We start from the raw sequence: 20,948 nt of genomic DNA on the forward strand, positions 1-20,948 counted from the left end.
GGGCCCGCCGCCCGTACGGGAATCTCAGCCCATCAGGGGCAGGAGGTCCTTCAGGTCGGCCCGCTCGCCGCTCGCGCCCACCCGCGCCTCGTCCAGCTCCGTCGCCCACTCCGCCCGCCCGGTCGCGAGCCGGATCCAGGTCAGCGGGTCGGTCTCGACCACGTTGGGCGGGGTGCCCCGGGTGTGCCGGGGGCCCTCCACGCACTGCACCACCGCGTACGGCGGAATCCGCACCTCGACCGCCCCGCCCGGGGCCTTCGCCGCGAGGGCGTCGGCGAGCAGCCGGGTGCAGGCGGCGAGGGCCTGCCGGTCGTGGGGGACGTCGGCGCCGGTCGCCGCGTTCAGGTCGTCGGTGTGGACGACGAGCTCGACGGTCCGGGTGACGAGGAAGTCGGCGAGGGTCATCGCGCCGAAGCTCACCGGCAGGAGCCGGTCCTCCGGTGCCGCCACGAGCGCCCGCTCGAAATCGTCCGCCACGCGCGCGTAGAGCCCCGGCAGGTCGGAGGCGTCCATGCCCCGGGTGTGCTCGTCGATCCGCTCGGCGGCTCCCGCCGTCACGAACGGCCAGTCGACGAGGGCCAGCCGGTCCTGTCCCGGGCGCTCCGGCGCGGCCAGGAGCCGCGGCACCGAGTCGACCATCCACGCGAGGTGCGCCGCCAGGTCCCGTACCGTCCACTCCCCCAGCCGGGTCGGCCCGTCGAGCTGCTCGGGCGTGAGCGCCGCGACCGCCTCCCGTACGTGCGTGAACTGGGCGAGCACGGCGGCCCTGGTCTTGGCGGAGTCGTAGCGACGGATGCGCTTCTTGGCCGGTGGCATGGGGGCGAGGGTAGTCGGAGACTGGAGGGGGAGGGCTTCCGGCAGCGCACCCGTTCGACCGAGAGGGGTCGATGAGCGATGGCTGAGCACCCTGACGCCGCCCTGATCCGCCGGGGCTTCGACGCGTGGACCAAGGGAGACATGGAGGCCGTCGGCGAGCTGATGACGGCGGACTGTACGCACCACTCGCCCGGCGAGAGCCAGATCTCCGGGCACATCAAGGGCCGGGACAACGTCCTCGACATGTACCGGAAGATGTTCGAACTCACCCGCGGCGAGATGCGGGTCGAGCTGCAGAGCGTCTCCGTCGACGGCCGCGGCCATGCCGTGGCGGCGAACCGGTTCTACGCCACGCGCGAGGACAAGGGCGTGGGCATCGAGATGAACGGCGCCCTCGTCTTCACCATCATCGGCGGCAAGATCTCCGACATCGACGAGTGCGTCGAGGACATCGACGTCTCCGACGCCTTCTGGGGTCAGCCCGAGTAGACCGGATCGCGGGGCACCTCGAAGGTCTCGCCGTTCCTCGGTACGCCCACACCGCGCCAGGTGAACGGCACTCCGCTCGCCGTGTCCAGGTCCGGCCCGTCCATCAGCTGGAAGTGCACGTGCGGCTCGGTGGAGTTGCCCGAGTTCCCGCACCGGGCGAGTTCCTGGCCGGCCGTGACCCGGTCGCCCGGCCGGACGGCGAGCGAGCCGCGCCTCAGGTGCGCGTACATCGCGTACGTACCGTCGCCGAGGTCGAGGACGAGGTGATTCCCGGTGATCCGGCGCGCTCCCCCGATGCTCCGGGCGCCGGCCTCGATCAGCAGCAGGTAGAGGACGCCGAGCAGCGAGTTGCGGCTGAGGTGGTCGCGCTGCCCGTCCTCCGCGTGCACGACGGTCCCGTCGGCGACCGCGAGCAGCGGCGCGCCGAAGGCCGGGAAGTCCTCGCTCCGCCGCACCACCGGCCACAGCCACGCGAAGCCCGGACGGGGTTCTTCCCCGTCCTCCCGGGTGACGTCGATCGCGTACGTCTGACCCAGCTGGTGGGTGCCGTGGCTGGGCGTCCGGTCCGCCGGGCTGTTCAGCGCCGACCAGCGGCCGGTGACCGGCGGGTCCACCTCGACCGTGGCGCGGGACGCGGCCATGACCCGGCTACGGGCCGTCCGGGCGAGAACGAGGCCGAGGATCATCGCGGCGACCGCGGGCAGCCAGCCCGCCCAGTAGGGGTACGGCAGCTCGACGGCGAACGAGGCGATCGCCTGGACGACGAACGCCAGCCAGAGCACGCGGTGGAGGACCAACAGCGATGTGCGCGAGGACATGCGGATTCCCCCTGAGGATCGTGGTGTCGGTCACGGGCGGGCCGCGGTGAGGACCACCAGGAGCGGGACGACCCGGGCTCCCGGGACCTCGTAGCGACCACGTCCGACGGTCTTGAGCCAGCCCGCGCCGGTCAGCTGGCGCAGGTGGTGGTAGATCTGGCCGGTCGTGCCGGTCTCCTCCAGCTCCGCCAGCTCGGCGGCGGTGCGCCGGCCGCCGAGGATCTCCCGCAGCAGGCGGAGCCGTACGGGATGGCCGAGGGCGGCGAAGGACTCGGCGGCGTCCGCCCAGTCCTCCTCGAACAGCTGCCCGGTGAAGGCGCCGAACTGCCACTCGTAGCGCTCCTCCGTCGGCAGCCTGACCGCTCCCGTGAAGACGACCGCGCCGTCCTCGCCCCGGTCCCCCGCGTCCGCCGCAAGCTGCGCCTTGAGTGCTTCGAGGGCCCAGAGCGGGCTGTCGGTGACCTCGGGGACGGGGCGCCCGGCGGCTCGGGCCGCGCTGTCGGCCGCTCCTCCCGCCGCGCGTCCGGCCGCGCCGTCGGCCGCGCCGTCGGCCGCGCTCTCCAGGGCCGCCAGACGCCGTTCCAGCGCCGCGACCCGCTCTTCCAGCTCCATGGCGACGAGATTACGTAATTACGTAATCCCCCGCAAGCGGGTAACGCGAAAGCCCCCGCCAGGACCTTCCGGTCCGGACGGGGGCTCCCCCAATGCTCCGTATCAGGCCAGCAGGCCCGGAATCGTCGCCTCGTGCGCCGTGCGCAGCTCCGTCAGGGAGAGCGCGAACTCGCCCTGGACGTCGACCGCGTCCCCGTCGACGACACCGATCCGCGCCGCCGGCAGACCCCGCGCACCGCACATGTCGGTGAAGCGGAGCTCCTCGCTGCGCGGGACGGCCACGACCGCACGGCCGGCCGACTCGCTGAAGAGGAACGTGAACGCGTCCAGGCCCTCCGGGACGACCAGGCGCGCGCCGTTCCCGCCGCGCAGGCAGGACTCGACGACCGCCTGGACGAGACCGCCGTCGGACAGGTCGTGCGCGGCGTCGATCATGCCGTCGCGCGAGGCCGAGATCAGGATCTCGCCGAGCAGCTTCTCCCGGTCGAGGTCCACGGCCGGCGGCAGACCGCCGAGGTGCTTGTGGATGACCTCGGACCAGGCCGAGCCGCCGAACTCCTCACGCGTGTCGCCGAGCAGGTAGAGGAGCTGGCCCTCTTCCGCGAAGGCGATCGGCGTACGGCGGTTGACGTCGTCGATCACACCGAGGACGGCCACGACCGGCGTCGGGTGGATCGCGACCTCACCGGTCTGGTTGTACAGCGAGACGTTGCCGCCGGTCACCGGGGTGCCGAGCTGGAGGCAGCCGTCCGCGAGACCACGGGTGGCCTCGGCGAACTGCCACATCACGGCCGGGTCCTCGGGCGAACCGAAGTTCAGGCAGTCCGAGATGGCCAGCGGCTTCGCCCCGGAGGCGGCGACGTTGCGGTACGCCTCCGCCAGCGCGAGCTGCGCACCCGTGTACGGGTCGAGCTTGGCGTACCGGCCGTTGCCGTCGGTCGCCATGGCCACGCCGAGGTTGGTCTCCTCGTCGATGCGGACCATGCCCGCGTCCTCGGGCTGCGCCAGGACCGTGTTGCCCTGCACGAACCGGTCGTACTGGTCCGTGATCCAGGACTTCGACGCCTGGTTCGGGGAGGAGACCAGCTTCAGGACCTGGTCCTTGAGCTCCTCACCCGTCTGCGGCCGGGGCAGCTTGCCGGCGTCGTCGGCCTGGAGCGCGTCCTGCCACTCCGGGCGGGCGTACGGCCGGTGGTAGGTCGGGCCCTCGTGGGCGACGGAGCGCGGCGGCACGTCGACGATCTGCTCGCCGTGCCAGAAGATCTCCAGACGCTCGCCCTCGGTCACCTCACCGATGACGACCGCGATGACGTCCCACTTCTCGCAGATCTCCAGGAAGCGGTCGACGTGCTCGGGCTCGACGATCGCGCACATGCGCTCCTGCGACTCGCTCATGAGGATCTCCTCGGGCGAGAGGGTCGCGTCGCGCAGGTGGACCCGGTCGAGCTCGACGCGCATGCCGCCGGAACCGGCCGAGGCCAGCTCGGACGTGGCGCAGGAGAGCCCGGCACCGCCGAGGTCCTGGATGCCCGCGACCAGCTTCTCCTTGAAGATCTCCAGGGTGCACTCGATGAGGAGCTTCTCCTGGAAGGGGTCGCCGACCTGGACGGCGGGGCGCTTGGTGGGCTTGGTGTCGTCGAAGGTCTCGGACGCGAGGACCGAGACGCCGCCGATGCCGTCGCCGCCCGTGCGGGCGCCGTACAGGATCACCTTGTTGCCGGGGCCGGAGGCCTTGGCGAGGTGGATGTCCTCGTGCTTCATCACGCCGATGCAGCCGGCGTTGACCAGCGGGTTGCCCTGGTAGCACTCGTCGAAGACGACCTCGCCGCCGATGTTCGGCAGGCCGAGGCAGTTGCCGTAGCCGCCGATGCCGGCGACGACACCGGGCAGCACGCGCTTGGTGTCGGGGTGGTCGGCCGCGCCGAAGCGCAGCGGGTCGACGACCGCGACCGGGCGGGCGCCCATGGCGAGGATGTCGCGGACGATGCCGCCGATGCCGGTGGCAGCGCCCTGGTAGGGCTCGATGTACGAGGGGTGGTTGTGCGACTCGACCTTGAAGGTGACCGCGTACCCCTGGCCGACGTCGACGACGCCGGCGTTCTCACCGATGCCGACGAGCATGGCGTCGTTGGCGGGGACCTTCTCGCCGAACTGCTTCAGGTGGACCTTGCTGCTCTTGTAGGAGCAGTGCTCGGACCACATGACGGAGTACATGGCGAGCTCGGCGCCGGTGGGACGGCGGCCGAGGATCTCGCGGATGCGCGCGTACTCGTCCTCCTTGAGGCCGAGCTCCTTCCAGGGCTGCTCGCTGTCCGGCGTCTCGCTCGCGTGCTTGACGGTGTCGAGGCTCATCAGGCGTTGACCAGCTTCTTGAGGATCGAGGTGAAGAAACCGAGGCCGTCCGTCTTGCCGGTGCCGATGAGCGGCTCGACGGCGTGCTCGGGGTGCGGCATGAGGCCGACCACGTTGCCCGCGGCGTTGGTGATGCCCGCGATGTCACGCAGCGAGCCGTTGGGGTTCACGTCCAGGTAGCGGAAGGCGACCCGCCCCTCGGCCTCCAGCTCGTCGAGCACCCGCTCGTCGGCGACGTACCGGCCGTCCATGTTCTTGAGCGGGACCTCGATCTCCTGGCCCTCGGTGTAGTCCGAGGTCCAGGCGGTCTCCGCGTTCTCCACCCGCAGCTTCTGGTCGCGGCAGATGAAGTGGAGGTGGTTGTTGCGCAGCATCGCGCCCGGCAGCAGATGGGCCTCGGTGAGGATCTGGAAGCCGTTGCAGATGCCGAGGACGGGCATGCCCGCCTTCGCCTGCTCGATGATCGTCTCCATCACCGGCGAGAAGCGGGAGATGGCTCCGGCCCGCAGGTAGTCGCCGTAGGAGAAACCGCCGGCCAGGACCACGGCGTCGACCTGCTTGAGGTCCTTGTCGCGGTGCCAGAGCGATACGGGCTCGGCGCCCGCGAGGCGGGCGGCACGCAGCGCGTCCTGGTCGTCGAGCGTTCCGGGGAACGTGACGACGCCGATGCGTGCGGTCACGACTCCACCTTCACGATGAAGTCTTCGATCACGGTGTTTGCAAGGAAGGTTTCGGCCATCTCATGGATGCGGGCGAGGGCGGCGTCGTCGACCGGTCCCTCCACCTCCAGCTCGAAACGCTTCCCCTGACGGACGTCGGCGATTCCGGCGAATCCCAGGCGGGGCAGTGCACGCTGCACCGCCTGCCCCTGAGGGTCGAGGATCTCCGGCTTGAGCATGACGTCGACTACGACGCGTGCCACTGGCACTCCCGGTGGTGTGTTGCGTGGGCGGTTCCCTCAGCGTACCTGTCTCCAAATTCTACGCGGGTAGAGATCTGAAGGATCCTACAAAAGCCAGGCCGCGGAGCCGCCCCACCAGGGATCACACCCCATGCCCCCGACCGAGCACACCCACGCAAAATTCGAGTGAAATATTGCGGACCTCATTGCGCCGGGACACGCTGAAACAATTGCCAGGGCTTCACAATGCGACGCCCGCCGCTGTACAAAGGAATCGAGAAGAAATCAGCATTGTCGCGGCACAGCCGTACGGTCGGCATCGCCGCACGTCAGAGGCGTCACAAGCGCCCCCTCTGCGGCACCGGCCGCAGGAAAGGACCGATATCCGTGGCTCAGCGTGTGGTGGTCACAATCTCCGACGACATGGACGGCGGAGAAGCGGCTGAAACGGTCGCGTTCGGCCTCGACGGGAAGATGTACGAGATCGACCTGAATGCTGCCAATGCAAAGAAACTCCGCAAGGCACTCGCCCCGTACCTCGCCGCCGGGCGCAAGTTGCCGGCGAAGGCCGTGACCGGCCGGAGCGCGTCCCTGGAGTCGTACACCCACACCTCCCTCGCCCCCGACCCGGCGGCGGTCCGCGCCTGGGCGCAGTCCAACAAGATGGAGGTGCCCGCCCGCGGCCGGATCCCGAAGAGGGTCTACGAGGCCTTCCGCGCCGCGAGTTGAGCGGCCCGGCCCCCGGCCGCCGACGCGGCGGGGCGAGCCGATTTGCATTGCACCCCCCATGATCCGCTAAAGTCTGGAACACGCCGAGGGGCGAGGCCGCAAAGCCCCACCTCACGCAGCGTGCGGGTGTAGTTCAGTAGCAGAACATCCCCCTTCCAGGGGGAAGGCGCAGTGTGCAATTCCTGTCACCCGCTCTGCATCGCAAGACCGAGCACTCCGGTGCATCAGGTAGAGTGGTGCTCGCACCGCCCAGTGAAAGCTGAGCGGCAGCAATGCGGACGTGGCTCAGTTGGTAGAGCATCACCTTGCCAAGGTGAGGGTCGCGAGTTCGAATCTCGTCGTCCGCTCCAGATCGAAGGCCCCGGTTCTCTGGAACCGGGGCCTTCGGCGTATCTCAAGAGCCCCGAGCGCTCCCCGACTCCCGCCGCCCCCATGACATTTGTCAGAACCGGGTGGTGACAGCGCGCACTGCCGGACGGCCCGCGCCGCCGGAAGCCTGGACCCATGACCCACGCGACCCACGCGAGCCCCGCGATCGAGGCGGAGGGCCTCCGCCGCGGCTACTCCGGCGACTTCGAGGCCGTCCGCGGCATCTCCTTCACCGTCCCGCGCGGCGAGATCTTCGCCCTCCTCGGCACCAACGGCGCCGGGAAGACCTCCACCGTCGAACTCCTCGAAGGCCTCGCCGCCCCGAGCGCCGGCACCGCCCGCGTCCTCGGCCACGACCCCTACCGCGAACGGGCCGCCGTCCGCCCCCGGATCGGCGTGATGCTCCAGGAGGGCGGCTTCCCCTCCGAACTGACCGTGGCCGAGACCGTGAGGATGTGGGCGGACTGCACCACCCACGCCCGCCCCACCGCCGAAGCGCTCGACGCCACCGGGCTCACCGGACGAGGTCCAGGCGGCGCTCGGGTGGGTGGTCCGGGAGACCACGACGAACGTACTGCGACACGGGGACGCGCGGCGCTGCGCGATCGCCGTGCGGGAGGAGGAGGACACGGTGCTGCTGACGGTGGAGAACGACGGGGTGCGGGCGGGGACGGGGGGCGGTGCCCGGCCTGGCGGTTCGGGTGCCGGCGGGGGTGCCGGGACCGGGCTCGTCGGGCTGCGGGAGCGGCTCGCGGCCGTCGGCGGGACGCTCGACGCGGGCCCGGGCGACGGCGGTACGTTCCTCGTGACGGCCCGGATTCCGGTGGCCCGGGCGGGGGTCCGACGGTGACCGAAGCCGGAGCCGCGCCCGCGCCCGTACCCGTGCGCGTGCTGCTCGCCGACGACGAGCATCTGATCCGTGGTGCGGTCGCCGCGCTGCTCGGCCTCGAAGACGATCTCGTCGTCGTCGCCGAGGCCGCGACCGGACCCGAGGCGCTCGCCATGGCCCGCGCCCACCGCCCCGACGTCGCCGTGCTCGATCTGCAGATGCCGGGCGGGGACGGTGTGAGGGTCGCCACAGTCCTGCGGGACGAACTGCCCGACTGCCGCACCATGATCGTGACCGGTCACGGCCGCCCCGGACACCTCAAGCGGGCCCTCTCGGCCGGCGTCCGCGGCTTCGTCCCGAAGACCGTCAGCGCCCAGCGACTCGCCGAGATCATCCGTACCGTGCACGCCGGAAACCGTTACGTGGAACCGGAGTTGGCGGCCGACGCCATCGCCGCCGGAGACTCCCCGCTGACCGCCAGGGAGGCCGAGGTGCTCGAATTCTCCGCCGACGGGGCGCCCGTCGCGGAGATCGCCCGGCGCGCCTCGCTCTCCCCCGGAACCGTCCGCAACTACCTCTCCTCCGCCGCCGCGAAACTCGGTGCGGAGAACCGGCATACGGCGGTGCGTCTCGCACAGGCGAAAGGTTGGGTATAGTTGGCTCCGCGCTACGGCGCATGCGGACGTGGCTCAGTTGGTAGAGCATCACCTTGCCAAGGTGAGGGTCGCGAGTTCGAATCTCGTCGTCCGCTCCATGAAGAAGCCCCCGGTCGAATCGACCGGGGGCTTTCTCGTGCTCCCGAGACGTGCCCCCGGCACGAGTGCCGGGGGCCGGGGAGGTCAGAAGCTGTCGGACCAGGCCCTGCCGGTCAGCAGCTCGTACGCCTCCAGGTACTTGGCGCGCGTGGCGTCCACGATCTCCTGCGGGAGCGGCGGCGGGGGCTGCTCGCTCTTGCGGTCCCACCCGGAGGCCGGGGAGGTCAGCCAGTTCCGGACGAACTGCTTGTCGTACGAGGGCTGGGCGCGGCCCGGCTCCCACTGGTCGGCCGGCCAGAAGCGCGAGGAGTCCGGGGTCAGCACCTCGTCGCCGAGGACGAGCGTCTCCCCGTCGAAACCGAACTCGAACTTGGTGTCCGCGAGGATGATCCCGCGCTCGCGGGCGATGTCCCGGGCCCGGCCGTACACGGCGAGGGTCGTCTGACGCAGCAGCGCGGCGGTCTCGGCGCCGACCTGGCGGGCGACCTCCTCGTACGACACGTTCTCGTCGTGGTCGCCGACCGCGGCCTTGGTGGCCGGGGTGAAGATCGGGGCGGGCAGCTCGGAGCCGTCGCCGAGACCCTCGGGAAGCGCGAGACCGCAGACCGTGCGGGACTCGTTGTACTCCAGGAGGCCGGAGCCGGTGAGGTAGCCGCGGGCCACGCACTCGACCGGGACCATGTTCAGCGACTTGCAGACCGTGGTGCGGCCCGCCCAGTCGGCGGGGGCGCCGGCCGGCAGTTCGGTGGAGATCACGTGGTGCGGGACCAGGTCGGAGAGCCGGTCGAACCACCACAGGGAGAGCTGCGTGAGCACCCGGCCCTTGTCGGGGATCTCGGTGGGCAGCACCCAGTCGAACGCGGACATGCGGTCGCTCGCCACCATCACGAGGTCCCCGTCCTCGTTCCGGTACAGGTCGCGCACCTTGCCCGTGTGGAGATGGGTGAGGCCCGGGACCTGGACGGGCTCGGGCTTTTCTACGAATCCGGACACGGTTCCTCCGCGTAGGTTGATCCAGGAGCGTGTCCGATTCTCTCGCACATCCGGGCGGCCCCGGCCGCCGGGCCGTGTGACCCCCCGCTCAGTCCCTCTTGCAGATCCGGTCGAGGAGATTCGCGGTGGCGCGCTGGACCCGGGCGTCGACATGGCCCGGCCGGTCGAGCGCCGGCGACCAGGCGAACGTCCCGGAGGCGAAGACCCAGGCACCCGAGGGCGCCCGGTAGAGGCTCGTCTCCTGGTGCCGGAGCGCCCCCTCGCCGTCGCGGTAGGGCGAGTGGGCGAGCAGGATGCGGCCCTGGTGCTCGGGGAGCGCCGTCCGCGGGAAGTAGCGGTCGGCCTCGCCCGCGACCAGGCCGGGGAGCTCGTCGCCGTCACCGGCGCCGGTGGCCTCCCAGAGCCAGTGCTCGGCGTTCCGTACGACCAGCGGGTGCGGTTCGGGCACCCGGCCCGCGTACTGGATGCCGAGGAGCTGCTGCTCGGGCCGGTCGACCTCGCGCCAGAGCGCGGGCCGGCCGGGGCCGCGGCGCTTGCGGCAGGTGAGCAGCCGGTCCGGCACCCCGGACGGCGAAGGGCCCAGCTCCACCTGCCAGTACATGGTGTTGGCGGAGAGGAAGACCAGCGAGGTGCCCTGGTCGCGGGCGAGCTCGACGGTCTTGCGCATCGGCACCGACCAGTACTCGTCGTGCCCGGGGAAGACCAGGCCCCGGTAGCGGCTCGGGTCGACCCGGCCCGCGTGCAGATCGCGGGTCTCGGCGTACGCCAGGTCGTAGCCGTAGCGCTCGGCCCAGCGGATGAAGTCGTACGCGTGACCGACGTGGAGCGGCAGCCCCGCGCCCGCGTACGGGCGGTCGAAGGAGACGGTGACGGCCGCGTCCTGCTCGCCGAGCAGCCGGCCCTCCTCGTCCCATGCGTGGTAGAGGCTGGCGCCGGTGTGACCGTCCTCCGGGTAGAGGTTGTACGCCTGCCAGGTCACGTCCGGGAGGACGAGGAGCAGATCGGCCGGGTGGTTGTCGCGGACCGTGAAGGGGATGTGCGAGCGGTAGCCGTCGGCGGTGGTGAGGACGGCGACGTACGCCCCGATCGACCAGTAGCTGGGGACCTGCAGCCGCCAGGACTGCCACCAGTGGTGGCAGGAGACCGTGCGGTCGGCGGTCAGCGGGGCCGGCTGGACGATCCCGGAGAGCCGGGGGCTCGTGGTGATCTTCGCGGCGCCGTCACCGCCGTAGTGACCGATCCGGTAGATGTCGACCGAGAACTGCTGCGGCGGGTCCACCGTGATGTGGAAGTCGATCGACTCGCCCGGTGCCACGGCTCCGTCGGAGGCGAAACCCTTGATCTGGCGGCGGACGTCGTCGGCCGTGCGCGGGCCGCCGCTGCCGCCCCGGGCCAGGATTTCGTCCGCGTACCAGGGGACCATCTGCCCGGTGTCGTCGAAGTAGTTCTCGGAACCGCGCAGCCAGGGCAAGGGGCCCTGGCCGAACGGATCGGTGACGGCGTGCGCGAGCGCACCCGACTCCCACCGCCTGATCTGGTCCGCCCCCATGCTGCGCCCCTCCCTCGACTCCCCCGGGTCGGCTGGTCAGTGCCTGTCTGCTCGTGTCGGATCGTGCCCCTGGTTCAGGCTCCTGGGTCGTGCCTCTGTCAGCGGCGGTCTCCAGCACATCACATAACGCACGCACTCCGTCACCGTTCGTCGTGAATTGACGAGAGTGGAAGACGGGGCTCCGAAACGGGTGATCTCCAGGGCTCCTCCGAACTCGCATCCGGGATGGCCCCGGGACCGCCTCCGGATGGCCCCCGGCCCGCCTCCGGACCGCCTCCGGACGGCCCCCAGGACCCCGGGAGGCCTCAGACCAGGCGTACGGGCTTCTCGGGGCGCACCCCCGTGCGGGCCAGCCACACCCGCAGCGGCTCCGGATCGCCGTCCTCGACGAGCGCGAGGACACGGGGACCGAGGTCCGCCGCCCGCTCGCCGCCGACGAGGAGCGCGGGACCGTCGAGCCAGTCGAGGCCGGGGGTGGCCTCCGCGGTGTCCACCGCCGCACAGCAGACCATCGCGGTGACGTGGTCGGCGAGCAGATCGCGGCCGGAGCGGGGCGGCTGGAGCGGGAAGAGCGGCAGCGGGCCGTCCGGGCCGCTGACGACCGCGGGGGGTGTGCCGCCGGAGTGCCGGTCGTCCTTCTCGGCGCTGCGGGCCGCCGCCTCGGCGGTCAGGGCGGTGGCGGCCACGCGCGCCTCCCGGGCGGCCTCCTCACGCGCGAGGAGCGCGCTGAGGGCGCCTGCGAGCGCCTCGGCGGCGGGGTTGACGGCCTCTTCGTCGTCCTCGGTGTCGAGGTCGACGTCGGCGTCGGCGTCGGCGTCGGTGGCAGTGGTGGCGGCGATGCCGGTGGCGGCGTCGGTGCCGGTGGTGTGGATGTCGTCCGCCGGGAACGGGCGCTCCTGGGGCGACGTGGCCTGCGCGGCCTCAAGGGCTGCCCCGCCGGCATCGGCGTCGCCACCGGCGTCGCCATCGGCATCGGCAGGCTTCGTCGGCTCCGTGGAGAGGTGGGCGATCACCCGGGTCAGGGTCGGACCGTCGGCGACGCCCTCACCACCCCCGACCCCTCCCGCGGAGTGCGCGAGGCCGAGGCCGTCGAGGACCTGGTGGAGCCGGGCCGCGTCGGTGCGCCACTTCCGGTCGACGACCTCCTCCGGGTACTGGCTCCACTCCACCGGGGACCAGTCGGGCCCGGGCTCGGCCGGGCCGCCGTGGAAGAGACGGGCGGCGAGCAGCGAGGTGGCCTCGTCGACCGCGCCCGGCTCCTCCAGGAGGTCGCAGGCGGGGCGCTCGCCGAGGCGGGAGGCGAAGCCGTCCGCGAGCCGGTCGCGGCGGGAGAGCTCGGTCAGGGCGGAGACCACGCCGGCGTCGAGCTTGGCGGGCCAGCGGCCCATCCGCCAGGCGGGCAGCGCGACGCGGGTCAGGAGCCGGTCCCAGCCCGCGTACGCCAGGCCGACCTGCTCCTGGGCGACGATCCGTACGCCGTAGTCCACGGCCTGGGCGCGCTCGGAGCCGGCGGCGGCGACCCCGCGCTCCATCTCGGCGGCGTGCCCGCGGCAGGCGCGGAGGAGGACGCGGGCGACCTGCCCGACCCCGTGCGCGCCGAGGCGGCGGACCGGGTCGAGACCGGGGGTTCCGGGTACGGCCACGGCGGCGTCCAGGCCCCGGACGAAGCGGCGGGCCGCGGCTATGTCGGGGTGTGCGGCGGGGCCCGTACCGGCGACGACGGGGGCGAGGACCGCCCGCAGCTCGCCGACGCGCATCCACCACAGGAAGGGCGAGCCTATGACGAGGACGGGGGCGCCTTCGCTCTCCCCTTCACCTCCCCGCGTGCGCAGCGCGCGGTGGGCCCGGTGGGTGCGGTCCTCCAGCCAGCTGTCGCAGTCCGGGGTCAGGGCTATCGCGGCGGGCGCCGGGACGTCGAGCCGGTCGGCCAGGTCCCGGACGAGCCGGTAGAGGTCGGGGGCGGCGGTCTCGGCGAGCTCCACCGTCGGTGTGGCGGCGGGGCGGGCCCGGGCGACGACCAGGGCGACGGCGGTGGCGGCGAGCAGGACGAGGACCGCGAGGACGGTCACCACCCAGCGGGCCGCGTCCCAGCCGGAGCCGGTGAAGTGGCCGGTGACCCCGCCCGCGTACAGGACGACGGCCACGGCGGCGGGCAGGACCGCGAGGCCCAGCGCCCTGCCGCGGACCCGGAGGACGGCGAGGGCCCGGGAGCGCGCGGCGCGCGCTCCCCACTCCTCGCCGACAACGGAACCGGTACCGGACACGCCGTACATCACCCCCTCCTGCCCTTGTCGGGACTGCCTGTGGCGGTGTTGCTCACACCCCCACTGTGGCACCCGCCACCGACATCGCAATGCCGGTGGGCCAAGTGCCGGAACGCCTTCGCCGCACCCTAGTTGGGGCTTCGGCGGACGTCATCCGGATGGCCCAGCCGTCACTCGAAGGTATGGCTTTGGGCAAAGGTGATGGATTTCGCGCGGCCGTGCGATCCACCGCACGGCCGCGCGAGAAATCGGCGCCCCCGTCAGGCCTCGGCGGCCTTCCGCGCGATGTCCGTACGGTGCTGGGAGCCGTCAAGGCGGATACGGCCGACCGCCGCGTAGGCACGCTCGCGGGCCTGCGCCAGGTCCGTTCCGGTCGCGGTGACCGAGAGGACGCGGCCGCCCGCGCTGACGATCGCGTCGCCGTCCCGCTTCGTCCCGGCGTGCAGGACGTACGCGAGCGGGGCGTCCTTCTCGGCGACCTCGTCGAGGCCCTCGATCGGGTCGCCCGTGCGCGGGGTCTCCGGGTAGTTGTGCGAGGCGATGACGACGGTGACCGCGGCGTCGTCGCTCCAGCTCAGCGGGGCCTGGTCGTCCAGGGTGCCGTTGGCCGCGTTCAGCAGGACGCCGGCCAGCGGGGTGCGCAGCCGGGCCAGGACGACCTGGGTCTCGGGGTCGCCGAAGCGGGCGTTGAACTCGATGACCCGGACGCCGCGGCCGGTGATGGCCAGACCCGCGTACAGCAGGCCGGAGAACGGCGTGCCGCGGCGGCGCAGCTCGTCGACCGTCGGCTGGAGGACGGTCGCGAGGACCTCGTCGACCAGCTTCGGGTCGGCCCAGGGCAGCGGCGAGTAGGCGCCCATGCCACCGGTGTTCGGGCCCTCGTCGTCGTCGAGCGCGCGCTTGAAGTCCTGCGCGGGCTGGAGCGGGAGGACGGTGGTGCCGTCGGTGATGGCGAAGAGGGAGACCTCGGGGCCGTCGAGGAACTCCTCGATGACCACCCGGTCGCACGCGAGCGCGTGGGCCCGGGCCTGCGCGAGGTCGTCGGTGACGACGACGCCCTTGCCGGCGGCGAGGCCGTCGTCCTTCACGACGTACGGAGCGCCGAAGGCGTCGAGCGCCTCGTCGATCTCCTCCGGGGTCGTGCAGACGTAGCTGCGGGCGGTGGGCACCCCGGCGCCGGCCATGACGTCCTTGGCGAACGCCTTGGAGCCCTCCAGCTCCGCCGCTTCCCGCGACGGGCCGAAGACGGGGATGCCGGTCGCGCGGACGGCGTCGGCGACACCGGCGACGAGCGGAGCCTCCGGGCCGACGACGACCAGGCCGGCGCCGAGCTCGGTGGCGAGGCGCGCGACGGCGTCGCCGTCCAGTTGGTCGACGGGGTGCAGCTCGGCGACCTCCGCGATTCCGGCGTTGCCGGGCGCGCAGTGCAGAGCGGTGACGTCGGGATCGAGGGAGAGAGAGCGGCACAGGGCGTGTTCGCGGGCGCCGCCGCCGATGACGAGGACCTTCACGCCTGTCAGGGTAGCCCGACGACCGGGATGCCCCTTGTGCGGGCCACTGAACGAGACGCCCCTACTCGTTCGTGTATTCCTCCACAACCGTGGCGCCGAGCTCGCGCACGATCAGGTCGTGCCCGGAGAGGGCGGAGTCGACGAGGTCCGGGTCATCCTCCTCCGGCACGTCGTCCTCGGGCGCCACCGGCTGCGGCGCGGGCGGCGTGTACGCGGGCGCGGGAGCGGGCGGCGGGGCCTGCTGGAACGAGGAGGGCGCGGGGGCGGACGGAGCCTGCGGCTGTACGGGGGTGGGCGGCGGCGCCTGCTGGAAGGACGGCGCGGGAGCGGGGGCGGACGCCTGCGGGCGGCTGAAGCCTCCGGTTCCGCCCGAGCCGCCGAAGCCGGTCGCGGCGGGCGGCGGCGAGGCCCCGCCCGAGGGGTCGATGATCGCCTCGATCTTCCAGTTCACGTTGAACTGCTCGGCGAGGGCCTGCTTCAGGACGTCCTCGCTGCCGCTGCTCGCGAAGTTGTCGCGGGCTCCGGCGTTGAGGAAGCCGAGCTGGAGGGTCGTGCCGTCGAAGCCGGCGACCTGCGCGTTCTGGCTGAGCAGGATCCAGGTGAAGCGGCGCCGGTTCTTCACGGCGTCGAGGATCTGCGGCCAGAGGTTGCGCACCTGGGCGGTGTCACCGCCACCGCCCGAGGCGGGAGCGGGCGCGGGGGCCTGCGGCGTGGGCTGTGCGTGGACGGGGGCGGGGGCGGTCGGGGCCGGCGCGGCGGGCGCGGAGGCACCGGGCCAGGCACCGGGTGCGGCGCCGCCGGGTGCGGCGCCGCCGGGGGTGGCGGCACCGGGCCAGGCGCCGGGGCGGGGGGCGGCGGGCTGCGCCTGAACCGGCTCGGGTGCCGGCGCGGCCGCCGGTGCCGGTGCGGCCTGCGGCGGGGCCTGTACGGGCGTGGGCGCGGGAGCCGGGGCGGGGGCCGGCGGGGGCGGGGCCATCGGCGTGTGGGCGTCGGGCCCGGGGACGTACCCCAGGGCGGGGCCGGGCGCCCCGGGCGTGAAGACGGGCGCGGGCCCGGTGGCCGCACCGCGCTCCAGCCGGTCGAGGCGCGCCTGCACGGAGCGCTCGTCGTCGAAGGCGGCGGGCAGCAGCACGCGCGCGCAGATCAGCTCCAGCTGGAGCCGGGGCGAGGTGGCCCCCCGCATCTCGGTCAGACCGGTGTTGACCAGGTCGGCGGCCCGGCTGAGCTCGGCGGCGCCGAACACGGACGCCTGCGCCTGCATGCGCTCGATCACGTCGGCCGGGGCGTCGATGAGCCCCTTCTCGGCGGCGTCGGGAACGGCGGCCAGGATCACCAGGTCACGCAGCCGCTCCAGGAGGTCGGCGACGAAGCGGCGCGGGTCGTTGCCGCCCTCGATGACCGTGTCGACGACCTCGAACGCGGCGGCGCCGTCACCGGCGGCGAAGGCCTCCACGACCGCGTCGAGCAGCGAGCCGTCCGTGTAGCCGAGCAGGGAGGTGGCCATGCTGTACGTCACACCGTCGGCGGCGGCCCCCGAGAGGAGCTGGTCCATGACGGACATCGAGTCACGCACGGAACCGGCGCCGGCGCGCACGACGAGCGGCAGCACGCCGTCGTCGACGGCGATGCCCTCGCGCCCGCAGACGTCCCGCAGGTACTCCCGCAGGGTCCCGGGCGGGACGAGCCGGAAGGGGTAGTGGTGGGTCCGGGACCGGATCGTCCCGATCACCTTCTCCGGCTCGGTCGTCGCGAAGATGAACTTGAGGTGCTCCGGCGGCTCCTCGACCACCTTCAGCAGGGCGTTGAAGCCCGCCGGGGTGACCATGTGGGCCTCGTCGATGATGTAGATCTTGTAGCGGCTCGACGCGGGCCCGAAGAAGGCCTTCTCGCGCAGGTCACGGGCGTCGTCCACACCACCGTGCGAGGCGGCGTCGATCTCGATGACGTCGATCGACCCCGGCCCGTTCCGCGCGAGGTCACGGCAGGACTGGCACTCCCCGCAGGGCGTGGGCGTGGGCCCCTGCTCGCAGTTCAGACACCGCGCGAGAATGCGCGCACTGGTCGTCTTGCCACAGCCGCGGGGCCCGCTGAACAGGTACGCGTGATTGACCCGGTTGTTCCGCAGGGCCTGCTGCAACGGGTCGGTGACATGCTCCTGCCCGATGACCTCGGCGAAGGACTCGGGGCGATAGCGGCGGTAGAGCGCGAGAGACGACACATGTACGAGGTTATAGGCGCCCACCGACAACCCGGGAAAAATCCGCCACCGGCGGCCGGCGCGACGTCCACCGCGGGTACGGCCACGGTCACCGCCCCGGCCTTCGGCGGCCCCGGCCAGGGCCGCGGCCCCGCCTCGCACGGGAACGCAAGCGCCCCCCACGCACCTGCCAGAGCCGACCTACCCTTGCTGCCTTCCGGCCCTGGGGGAGTTCAGTCAGATAGCACCGCGTGAGGGGCTTCGCCCAGAGTACCCGATGGCGAACCCCCCGAAGCCCCGCGCCCCCTCGCTCCCCTGCGGAACAGCTGGCCGCCCCTCACCGGAGACGCCACCGAGCACGCCACCGAGCACGTCGACGACACGTAGACGAACACCTCGCCGGACACGTCGACGAACACCGTGCCGGACACCCACGGGGCACCTCACCACCCCCCACCAGGATCGAGTTCGCGAGCACCCTCTTCGGTCATGTAATGTTCGCGGCGGAGGATTCGCCTAGAGGCCTAGGGCGCACGCTTGGAAAGCGTGTTGGGGGCAACCCCTCACGAGTTCGAATCTCGTATCCTCCGCCAGTGCCTCACCGGGCACGATGTCGAAGGCCCCGCTGCTTGCAGCGGGGCCTTCGACGTTGTCCGGGGCGGTCAGTTCTCCCCGGCGGGGAGGCCGGCTTCGAGGAGATCGAAGAGGTACGTCGCCTCCGGGGCCACGACGGCCGCGATCCGGGCGTTGGGCTCCCCGGCGAGGGTGAGCTCCTGGATGCGTTGGAACAGCAGGCGGTGGGCGGCGCCGAGGAGTGCCGCGGCGGCCCGAGGGGCGATGGCCGGGGCCTGGGCGGGGGCGACGGCCGCCAGGGCCTCGGCGAGGGCCTCCTCGCGCAGGTCGTGGAGTTCGCGCAGGCGGGCGCTCAGGGTGGGGCTCTCGGCGATCATGCGGGCGAACTCCGGTCCGGCGAAGCCCGCGACGGGGTCGCACTCCTCGACCGCGGCGGCGAACTCGCGGCGCAGCGCGGCGAGCGGCGACTCGTCCGCGGCGCGGTCGGCGACCGCGCGGGCCAGGGTCGCGGTGAACGCCTCGTGGTGGTCGAGGGCCAGGTCCTCCTTCCGCGGGAAGTAGTTGGTGACCGTCTTCTTGGCGACGCGGGCCGCCGTGGCGATCTCGGCGATGGTCGTCTGCTCGAAGCCCTGCTCCATGAAGAGGCGGGTGGCGTGGTCGGAGATCAGCTGCCTGGTCTCCTGCTTCTTGGACTCGCGGAGTCCCGTGCTCTCGGTACCCATGAGCGAATCTTACACGCGACGTAAAAATATCCTTGACGCACTCTCGCGGTCGTGCCTAAAGTTACGTCCGTTGCAAAAATCGCCCGGTAGAACCCCAGGGGCGAAGAGCCAAAAGGAAGAGGTCGCGTATGCGTATGCCGAAGCAGGATCTCGCCGCGTTCAGCACCGCTCTCAGTACCGCTCTCACCAGCACCGCCAAGCTCGGCGCCGCCGCCGCCCAGGACACCGGGCCGACGCCCGCCGCCCGGCGCCCCCCGCGCCGCGAGCTGCCGCGTACGGGCCGCGGTGAGGCACGTAACCGGTTCCAGGCGCCGCGCCGCACGTACTGACACCGGCCGGGCCTGGCGCTGCGCGCGGTGTACGCCCACCGACCCACTGACCGGCCTGCCCGCCGACGCATTGAACCGTTGATCCGTTGATCCGCTGGTCCGCTGGTCCGCTGGTCCGCTTCTGAGGAGCCGCCGTGAACGTCTCTACCTCCACCCTCTCCCTCACCGTCGCCGACGTGGACGCCTCCCAGGAGTTCCTCACCACCCACCTCGGCTACCAGGTGGCCATGGCCGCCGACGGCTTCGCCTCGCTGACCCGCGAGGACGCCGCCGTCGACATCGTGCTGCTGCGCCGGGGCACCGACGTCCTGCCGCCCGAACAGCGCGACCAGCAGGCCGCGGGCCTGATCCTGGCGTTCACCGTCACCGACCTCGTGGCCGAAGAGGCCCGACTGCGGGCCGCGGGCGCTCCCATCACGATGCCGCTGCGCGAAGAGCCCTGGGGCGAGCGGCTGTTCCAGCTGACCGACCCCAACGGTGTCGTGGTCCAGCTCGTCGAGTGGGTCACGCCGTCGGCCGATCCCGGCCCCGTCGAAGAGGAGGCACCCGCGCGCACGTGATCACCCCGTCGCCCGAGTCCGTCACCGTCTCCCCCGACGCCACGATGACCGGCCTCGCCGCGCCGAGCCGGGGCAGCGCCGAACTCAGCACCTGGACGGTGGAGATGGCCGCGGGGGCGACCGGACCCGAGCACACCATCAGCCGCGAACAGGTGTGGACGATCACCTGCGGGGGCCGCACCGAGAAGGTCGCGGCCGGCCGGACCGTGATCCTGCCGCCGGACCTGGTACGCCGGGTCCACCCCTGGGCTGTGTGAGGCCCGCCTCCTCCGTGAACGCCTGTGGGCCGGGACGCGTTGGCGTCCCGGCCCACCGGCGTTCGTGTGCGTTCGCGTGTGCCTACACGGGGCAGGGGCGGTACTCGAGGCTGAGTTCGCGGTCGACGGCGTAGCTGGTACGCATCGACGCGTCGATCACCTGCTGCCAGGACCCGTACTTGGCGTACAGCTGGTCCGCGGTGGGACCGAGCGGGTTGCCGTACTTGGCGATGTTCCGCTGCTCGAGGATCCGTACCTCTTCCGGGGTCATGCCGGCGCGGGTGATCTCCTTGGCCTGGTTCCGCATGTCGACCAGCTCACGGGCGATCTCCTCGTCCGTGGCCCCCGCCTCACGCATGGCGGCCTCCGTGCGGTGCATGTCCTCGAGGAGCCCGTGGTACCGCATCCGGGTCCGCTGGGCCTCGACCTTCTGGTCCATCGGCAGCACACGGATCCGGCATACGACGGGGTCGGTGCTGGGGCAGGGGTCGTCGGCGGACACGGGCCGGGCGAGCGGTGCGGTGATGACCGACCCACACGCCTCGGCGGCACCGGCACCGGCGGAACCGGCGGTCCCGAGGAGGGCGACGGCGGCGACGAAGGGGAGAAGGGCGCGGCGAAGCGTGACGGGGGAGGAGGAAAGACGCATGCGCGCATCTTTGGGGCTGCCGCGGTTCGCCATCACGGAGGCGCACCGGTGATCACTCCTACGGGGTGGGCCGGGGTTCCCCGGTCCTGCGGGACGGCCTCGTTCACTGGATCGGGGGGTGATGGGAGGGAGGGACGTTACTGCGACCACCGGTGTGTAGTGATGCCGATACTTTCTGTGATGACCAGTCGGCTCGACCAAACAGGGGTTATCGATGAGGAAGTTCGCTACGGCGGTGGTGGCCGCGGGGCTGTTCTTTGGGGGGATGGGGGTGGCGGTGGCCAACTCGTCCTGGCACGAGTTGGTCATGGAAACGCCGGGAGTTGCGTTCAAGGGCAAGTACCAGTGGCAGCCGACGACCAAGGTGCCAAGCGGGCTTCATGTACAGGGCCAGCTGCGGGACGGCAACAAGGACGACGGTCACAACGTCTACCTGCGCACCAAAGTCGAAGGCTACGAGTGGGGCCACCTCAAGGGCGCCCAGGGGAAGAGCATCAAGGTCGACAAGGTCTTCTACGACGGCGCGGTTCTGAAGACCAAGGAAGTGCGACTGCACGCGTGCATCGACCGTGGGTCCTTGCGCCCTGATTACTGCTCACCGGAGCGGCTGTTCTGGCGGAAGTAGTTGACGGTTCCGGGAGCCGCCCAAGCGCGGCTCCCCGCCCCCAGGGAGC

The 20,948-nt window shown here is 72.1% G+C and carries 20 protein-coding genes, 4 tRNA genes, 1 other RNA gene and 2 pseudogenes; 13 read left to right on the top strand and 14 right to left on the bottom strand.

Going from position 1 to position 20,948, the window contains the following annotated elements; all coding sequences use genetic code 11:
- Positions 1–24: 24 nt before the first annotated feature.
- On the bottom strand, positions 25–816 hold the full coding sequence (locus ACIP8Z_RS20760) for a sterol carrier family protein (RefSeq protein WP_402085430.1): 792 nt from the start codon (positions 814–816) through the stop codon (positions 25–27).
- A 78-nt stretch (positions 817–894) separates the two neighbouring features.
- Here ACIP8Z_RS20760 and ACIP8Z_RS20765 point away from each other — a divergent pair, with 78 nt between their 5' ends.
- Entirely contained in the window at positions 895–1,305 is a 411-nt protein-coding gene (locus ACIP8Z_RS20765) for a nuclear transport factor 2 family protein (RefSeq protein ID WP_402085433.1), read from the top strand.
- Here the strand turns inward: ACIP8Z_RS20765 and ACIP8Z_RS20770 are convergent.
- From ACIP8Z_RS20770 to purS, 5 genes are all read right to left on the bottom strand, one after another.
- On the bottom strand, positions 1,293–2,123 hold the full coding sequence (locus tag ACIP8Z_RS20770; RefSeq protein WP_402085435.1) for a M23 family metallopeptidase: 831 nt from the start codon (positions 2,121–2,123) through the stop codon (positions 1,293–1,295). The genes ACIP8Z_RS20765 and ACIP8Z_RS20770 overlap by 13 nt on opposite strands.
- 30 nt (positions 2,124–2,153) lie before the next feature.
- Positions 2,154–2,735 carry an ArsR/SmtB family transcription factor gene (locus ACIP8Z_RS20775; protein WP_402085438.1) on the bottom strand — a complete coding sequence of 194 codons (582 nt, stop codon included), beginning with the start codon at positions 2,733–2,735 and terminating at the stop codon, positions 2,154–2,156.
- Between the two features lie 102 nt (positions 2,736–2,837).
- A complete protein-coding gene (gene purL / locus ACIP8Z_RS20780) occupies positions 2,838–5,087 on the bottom strand; it encodes a phosphoribosylformylglycinamidine synthase subunit PurL (RefSeq protein WP_402085440.1) in 2,250 nt (749 codons plus the stop codon).
- Complete coding sequence (gene purQ / locus ACIP8Z_RS20785) at positions 5,087–5,767, bottom strand: phosphoribosylformylglycinamidine synthase subunit PurQ (RefSeq protein ID WP_030496512.1); 681 nt, start codon at positions 5,765–5,767, stop codon at positions 5,087–5,089. The genes purL and purQ overlap by 1 nt, the downstream gene beginning before the upstream one ends.
- Complete coding sequence (purS, locus tag ACIP8Z_RS20790) at positions 5,764–6,009, bottom strand: phosphoribosylformylglycinamidine synthase subunit PurS (protein ID WP_017240564.1); 246 nt, start codon at positions 6,007–6,009, stop codon at positions 5,764–5,766. The genes purQ and purS overlap by 4 nt, the downstream gene beginning before the upstream one ends.
- A 366-nt stretch (positions 6,010–6,375) precedes the next feature.
- On the opposite strand from purS, the gene ACIP8Z_RS20795 reads away from it, so the two are divergent.
- From ACIP8Z_RS20795 to ACIP8Z_RS20825, 7 genes and pseudogenes are all read left to right on the top strand, one after another.
- Positions 6,376–6,717, top strand: coding sequence for an Lsr2 family protein (locus ACIP8Z_RS20795; protein WP_030318247.1), 342 nt, complete (start codon positions 6,376–6,378; stop codon positions 6,715–6,717).
- A gap of 122 nt (positions 6,718–6,839) precedes the next feature.
- A tRNA-Gly gene (locus tag ACIP8Z_RS20800) sits at positions 6,840–6,911 on the top strand.
- Between the two features lie 80 nt (positions 6,912–6,991).
- Positions 6,992–7,067, top strand: a tRNA-Gly gene (locus ACIP8Z_RS20805).
- A gap of 154 nt (positions 7,068–7,221) precedes the next feature.
- Positions 7,222–7,548 (top strand): annotated as a pseudogene (locus ACIP8Z_RS20810) (ATP-binding cassette domain-containing protein); the annotation flags it as partial.
- A gap of 79 nt (positions 7,549–7,627) precedes the next feature.
- Positions 7,628–7,936 (top strand): annotated as a pseudogene (locus ACIP8Z_RS20815) (ATP-binding protein); the annotation flags it as partial.
- Positions 7,933–8,571, top strand: a complete 639-nt coding sequence (locus ACIP8Z_RS20820; protein WP_402086496.1) for a response regulator — start codon at positions 7,933–7,935, stop codon at positions 8,569–8,571. The pseudogene ACIP8Z_RS20815 and the gene ACIP8Z_RS20820, both read left to right, overlap by 4 nt.
- 22 nt (positions 8,572–8,593) lie before the next feature.
- Positions 8,594–8,669, top strand: a tRNA-Gly gene (locus ACIP8Z_RS20825).
- Between the two features lie 85 nt (positions 8,670–8,754).
- Here ACIP8Z_RS20825 and ACIP8Z_RS20830 read toward each other — a convergent pair.
- The 6 genes from ACIP8Z_RS20830 to ffs form a co-directional block, all read right to left on the bottom strand.
- Complete coding sequence (locus tag ACIP8Z_RS20830) at positions 8,755–9,663, bottom strand: phosphoribosylaminoimidazolesuccinocarboxamide synthase (protein ID WP_402085443.1); 909 nt, start codon at positions 9,661–9,663, stop codon at positions 8,755–8,757.
- A gap of 88 nt (positions 9,664–9,751) precedes the next feature.
- Positions 9,752–11,212, bottom strand: a complete 1,461-nt coding sequence (locus tag ACIP8Z_RS20835) for a N,N-dimethylformamidase beta subunit family domain-containing protein (RefSeq protein ID WP_187622091.1) — start codon at positions 11,210–11,212, stop codon at positions 9,752–9,754.
- Positions 11,213–11,517: 305 nt separating this feature from the next.
- Entirely contained in the window at positions 11,518–13,485 is a 1,968-nt protein-coding gene (locus ACIP8Z_RS20840; RefSeq protein WP_402085446.1) for a hypothetical protein, read from the bottom strand.
- A 251-nt stretch (positions 13,486–13,736) separates the two neighbouring features.
- Positions 13,737–14,987, bottom strand: coding sequence for a phosphoribosylamine--glycine ligase (gene purD, locus ACIP8Z_RS20845; protein WP_402085448.1), 1,251 nt, complete (start codon positions 14,985–14,987; stop codon positions 13,737–13,739).
- A gap of 61 nt (positions 14,988–15,048) precedes the next feature.
- A complete protein-coding gene (locus ACIP8Z_RS20850) occupies positions 15,049–17,205 on the bottom strand; it encodes a DNA polymerase III subunit gamma and tau (protein WP_402085451.1) in 2,157 nt (718 codons plus the stop codon).
- Between the two features lie 144 nt (positions 17,206–17,349).
- Positions 17,350–17,448, bottom strand: an RNA gene (gene ffs / locus ACIP8Z_RS20855) — signal recognition particle sRNA small type.
- 241 nt (positions 17,449–17,689) lie between these two features.
- Here ffs and ACIP8Z_RS20860 point away from each other — a divergent pair.
- Positions 17,690–17,777, top strand: a tRNA-Ser gene (locus tag ACIP8Z_RS20860).
- Between the two features lie 69 nt (positions 17,778–17,846).
- On the opposite strand, the gene ACIP8Z_RS20865 is transcribed toward ACIP8Z_RS20860, so the two are convergent.
- Positions 17,847–18,479: a TetR/AcrR family transcriptional regulator gene (locus tag ACIP8Z_RS20865; protein WP_402085453.1), complete on the bottom strand. Its 633-nt coding sequence runs from the start codon at positions 18,477–18,479 to the stop codon at positions 17,847–17,849.
- Between the two features lie 128 nt (positions 18,480–18,607).
- Here ACIP8Z_RS20865 and ACIP8Z_RS20870 point away from each other — a divergent pair, with 128 nt between their 5' ends.
- The 3 genes from ACIP8Z_RS20870 (at position 18,608) to ACIP8Z_RS20880 (ending at position 19,625) form a co-directional block, all read left to right on the top strand.
- The gene (locus ACIP8Z_RS20870; RefSeq protein WP_402085455.1) at positions 18,608–18,808 is read left to right on the top strand and encodes a hypothetical protein; all 201 of its coding nucleotides are present in this window, start codon (positions 18,608–18,610) and stop codon (positions 18,806–18,808) included.
- A gap of 134 nt (positions 18,809–18,942) precedes the next feature.
- On the top strand, positions 18,943–19,368 hold the full coding sequence (locus ACIP8Z_RS20875) for a VOC family protein (RefSeq protein WP_402085457.1): 426 nt from the start codon (positions 18,943–18,945) through the stop codon (positions 19,366–19,368).
- Positions 19,365–19,625 carry a hypothetical protein gene (locus ACIP8Z_RS20880; RefSeq protein ID WP_402085458.1) on the top strand — a complete coding sequence of 87 codons (261 nt, stop codon included), beginning with the start codon at positions 19,365–19,367 and terminating at the stop codon, positions 19,623–19,625. The genes ACIP8Z_RS20875 and ACIP8Z_RS20880 overlap by 4 nt, the downstream gene beginning before the upstream one ends.
- Positions 19,626–19,707: 82 nt before the next feature.
- On the opposite strand, the gene ACIP8Z_RS20885 is transcribed toward ACIP8Z_RS20880, so the two are convergent.
- Positions 19,708–20,274 carry a hypothetical protein gene (locus ACIP8Z_RS20885; protein ID WP_402085460.1) on the bottom strand — a complete coding sequence of 189 codons (567 nt, stop codon included), beginning with the start codon at positions 20,272–20,274 and terminating at the stop codon, positions 19,708–19,710.
- Positions 20,275–20,488: 214 nt separating this feature from the next.
- Here ACIP8Z_RS20885 and ACIP8Z_RS20890 point away from each other — a divergent pair, with 214 nt between their 5' ends.
- Positions 20,489–20,899 (top strand): hypothetical protein, encoded by a 411-nt coding sequence (locus ACIP8Z_RS20890; RefSeq protein ID WP_402085462.1) that lies wholly within the window; start codon positions 20,489–20,491, stop codon positions 20,897–20,899.
- Positions 20,900–20,948 lie beyond the last annotated feature (49 nt).

Origin of the sequence: Streptomyces sp. NPDC088553 (assembly GCF_044752965.1) — a bacterium.
In the GTDB taxonomy this organism is placed as follows: domain Bacteria; phylum Actinomycetota; class Actinomycetes; order Streptomycetales; family Streptomycetaceae; genus Streptomyces.

Bases quoted from the DNA above. Each gene is read 5' to 3' on its own strand.
- ACIP8Z_RS20760 (WP_402085430.1), bottom strand. From the start codon at position 816: ATGCCACCGGCCAAGAAGCGCATCCGTCGCTACGACTCCGCCAAGACC.
- ACIP8Z_RS20765 (WP_402085433.1), top strand. From the start codon at position 895: ATGGCTGAGCACCCTGACGCCGCCCTGATCCGCCGGGGCTTCGACGCG.
- ACIP8Z_RS20770 (WP_402085435.1), bottom strand. From the start codon at position 2,123: ATGTCCTCGCGCACATCGCTGTTGGTCCTCCACCGCGTGCTCTGGCTG.
- ACIP8Z_RS20775 (WP_402085438.1), bottom strand. From the start codon at position 2,735: ATGGAGCTGGAAGAGCGGGTCGCGGCGCTGGAACGGCGTCTGGCGGCC.
- purL (WP_402085440.1), bottom strand. From the start codon at position 5,087: ATGAGCCTCGACACCGTCAAGCACGCGAGCGAGACGCCGGACAGCGAG.
- ACIP8Z_RS20835 (WP_187622091.1), bottom strand. From the start codon at position 11,212: ATGGGGGCGGACCAGATCAGGCGGTGGGAGTCGGGTGCGCTCGCGCAC.
- ACIP8Z_RS20840 (WP_402085446.1), bottom strand. From the start codon at position 13,485: ATGTACGGCGTGTCCGGTACCGGTTCCGTTGTCGGCGAGGAGTGGGGA.
- ACIP8Z_RS20865 (WP_402085453.1), bottom strand. From the start codon at position 18,479: ATGGGTACCGAGAGCACGGGACTCCGCGAGTCCAAGAAGCAGGAGACC.
- ACIP8Z_RS20870 (WP_402085455.1), top strand. From the start codon at position 18,608: ATGCGTATGCCGAAGCAGGATCTCGCCGCGTTCAGCACCGCTCTCAGT.
- ACIP8Z_RS20885 (WP_402085460.1), bottom strand. From the start codon at position 20,274: ATGCGTCTTTCCTCCTCCCCCGTCACGCTTCGCCGCGCCCTTCTCCCC.
- ACIP8Z_RS20890 (WP_402085462.1), top strand. From the start codon at position 20,489: ATGAGGAAGTTCGCTACGGCGGTGGTGGCCGCGGGGCTGTTCTTTGGG.